We start from the raw sequence: 3,142 nt of genomic DNA on the forward strand, positions 1-3,142 counted from the left end.
GGCGAGGCACTGCGGCCCCGCCGACCCGACCGCGTACACCCTGGGGTTCGGCAACCAGGCGACCGTGCCGGGCGGGTTCGCCGAGACCGCCTCGCTCGCCAGCCCGCCGATCGTCGGGGCGTTCGGCTCCCTCGACTCCGGCAGCCTCGGGCGACACACCCCCGTCGCCGCCTACCACGCCCCCGCCGGTGACGTCATGCTGCTCAAGCTCGCACATCCGGCGCCGTCGCCGTCGGTCAAGCGCGCGGGAAGGGATCCCGTACCCGGCGACGTGCTGCGGTTCCACGGCTTCGGCGAGACCACTCCCCGAGGCCAGCGGTCGGCTGAGCTCCGGACCGGCCTCACCCGCCTCGAGCGGATGGAGCCGCGAGCGGGATCCTGGATCGGACGGTCCCACACCACCCAGGGCGGCTACGGGTTGGGGGACTCCGGGGGGCCCGTGTTCCACGGTGACCTCCTGGTGGGCATCCACTCCGGCTCCGACCACGCACGCCGCCAGCCCAACGGGACCAATCCGGCCTGGTACGAGTCGATCCCGTTCCAGAACGGGTGGATCAACTGGATGATCGCCAACCGATGACCACGACGGTCCGGTCACACCCGGCCCCCACGCTCCCGCGCCGGACCTCCCGCGTTTTTGTCACACTGAGCTAATGACCTCGCCGGAGCAGCCGGAGCTCGTGATCCGCCGCGCCTCACGCGGCGATCTCGACCTGGTCCTGTCCGTCGACGACCTGTTCCGCTACCCACCCACCGCGGAGTGGACCCGGGACTTCCTCGACAACGGGTCCAACCTCCTGCTGCTGGCGTTCCACGACGACGTCCCCGTGGGGACGCTGGTGGCGGTGGAGACCGGCTATATGGGCGCCAGCCCCGACCTGTTCGTCTACGGCATCCGCGTGAGCGAGTCACTGCGGGGCCGCGGGATCGCCCACCGCCTGGTCGACAAGGCCCGCGACATCGCCGAGGAGGCCGGTTGCCGCAGGCTCTGGGGTTCGATGCAGAACGACCGGGACCTGAGCGCGGACTCCCCCCTTACCCCGCCCGAGGCGACGACGGGAACCACGACCTTCGTCATCCCGATACCGTGATGAACTCCGATTCCGTGCCCCTCACCGGATCGGTGTATGGTGACCCCCATGCAGCGCGTGCTCCTTCTTGGGTGCCGCGGCGGGGCCCGCTGAGGCGGACCGGCTCCCCGTCGCGGGATCTCGTCGCGCCGGTCCGATCCCCACAGATCGATTCCACGGAAGTAGAGCCCCGCAATGAATCCCGCTGACGCATTCGTCTCGTCGTCGTCGACCATCACTCCCCCCTCGAAGCCCGGACGCCCCGACCAACCGTCGTGGAACCGACAGAAGGGCTCCTCGATGCCGGTCCACCGGTACCGGCCCTTCGCCGAGGAGGTCGAGGACGTCTCGCTCCCCGACCGCACGTGGCCGGACAAGGTCATCACCCACGCGCCCCAGTGGTGCGCCGTGGACCTGCGGGACGGCAACCAGGCTCTGATCGACCCCATGAGCCCGGCCCGCAAGCGTCGGATGTTCGAGCTGCTCGTCCGCATGGGCTACAAGGAGATCGAGGTCGGGTTCCCGTCGGCCTCGCAGACGGACTACGACTTCGTCCGCGAGATCATCGAGGACGACGCGATCCCGGAGGACGTCACCATCCAGGTGCTGGTGCAGTGCCGCGAGGACCTGATCCGCCGCACGTTCGAGGCGTGCGAGGGCGCGTCCAACGTGATCGTGCACTTCTACAACTCGACCTCGATCCTCCAGCGCAAGGTGGTGTTCCGTAAGGACCGCGAGGCGATCAAGAAGATCGCCACCGACGCCGCGGAGCTGGTCACCACCATCGCAAAGGACTACCCGGACACCACCTGGCGCTGGGAGTACTCCCCCGAGTCGTTCACCGGGACCGAGCTCGCGTTCTCCAAGGAGATCTGCGACGCCGTCACCGAGGTCGTGGGGGCCACGCCGGAGAACCCGATCATCCTCAACCTGCCGGCGACCGTCGAGATGGCCACGCCCAACGTGTACGCAGACCAGATCGAGTGGATGCACCGCAACCTCGCGCACCGCGACGCCACCATCCTCTCGCTGCACCCGCACAACGACCGCGGCACCGGCGTCGCGGCCGCCGAGCTGGGCTTCCAGGCCGGCGCCGACCGCATCGAGGGCTGTCTGTTCGGCAACGGCGAGCGCACCGGCAACGTCTGCCTGGTGACGCTGGGCATGAACCTGCTCACCCGCGGCGTCGACCCGCAGATCAACTTCTCCGACATGGACGAGATCCGCCGGACCGTCGAGTACGCCAACCAGCTGCGCGTGCCCGAGCGTCACCCCTACGGCGGCGACCTGGTGTTCACCGCCTTCTCGGGCTCGCACCAGGACGCGATCAACAAGGGCTTCGACGCCCTGCAGGCCGAGGCCGAGGCCCGCGGCGAGGACATCACCGACATCACGTGGGAGGTCCCGTACCTGCCCGTGGACCCCAAGGACGAGGGCCGCACGTACGAGGCCGTGATCCGCGTGAACTCGCAGTCCGGCAAGGGCGGCGTGGCCTACATCATGAAGAGCGACTACGGCCTGCAGCTGCCGCGACGCCTCCAGATGGAGTTCTCCGCGCTGGTGCAGAGCGTCACCGATTCCGAGGGCGGCGAGGTCACGCCCAAGCAGATGTGGGACATCTTCACGCTGGAGTACCTGGACCGCATCTCGCCCATGGAGCGGATGTCCCAACATCTGGAGCCGGCCGAGACCGACGACGGCGAGGACTCCATCGACGCCGTGGTCAAGTGGCGGGGCGAGGTCAGGGAGCTGACCGGGTCCGGCAACGGCCCACTGGCGGCGTTCGTCGCCGCGCTCAACGAGATGTTCGACGACGAGGTGCGCATCCTCGACTACTCCGAGCACGCGATGACCGCCGGGGACGACGCCACCGCGGCCGCCTACGTCGAGGTGCAGTTCGGCAATCGGGTGTTCTGGGGTGTCGGCCGGGCCGGGTCGATCACCACGGCGTCGCTGCGCGCGGTGGTCTCGGCGGTCAACCGGGCGTACGCCGACGAGGCCGTCGACCCCGAGGACACCGTGGGCAGCATCGAGGGCGCCCGCACCTGGGCTCCCTGACCGCCCCGGCGCCC

At 69.4% G+C, this 3,142-nt stretch carries 3 protein-coding genes; all 3 read left to right on the top strand.

What is annotated here, in order from left to right; translation table 11 throughout:
* The coding region (locus G6026_RS07065) for a trypsin-like serine protease (protein ID WP_182612754.1) at window positions 1–580 on the top strand (580 nt) is incomplete at its 5' end.
* Between the two features lie 73 nt (window positions 581–653).
* Window positions 654–1,091 (top strand): GNAT family N-acetyltransferase, encoded by a 438-nt coding sequence (locus G6026_RS07070; RefSeq protein WP_107755547.1) that lies wholly within the window; start codon window positions 654–656, stop codon window positions 1,089–1,091.
* A 174-nt stretch (window positions 1,092–1,265) separates the two neighbouring features.
* Window positions 1,266–3,128, top strand: coding sequence for a 2-isopropylmalate synthase (gene leuA / locus G6026_RS07075; RefSeq protein WP_107755546.1), 1,863 nt, complete (start codon window positions 1,266–1,268; stop codon window positions 3,126–3,128).
* Window positions 3,129–3,142 lie beyond the last annotated feature (14 nt).

The sequence above is a fragment of the Dietzia sp. DQ11-38-2 genome (genome assembly GCF_014145055.1).
In the GTDB taxonomy this organism is placed as follows: Bacteria; Actinomycetota; Actinomycetes; order Mycobacteriales; family Mycobacteriaceae; genus Dietzia.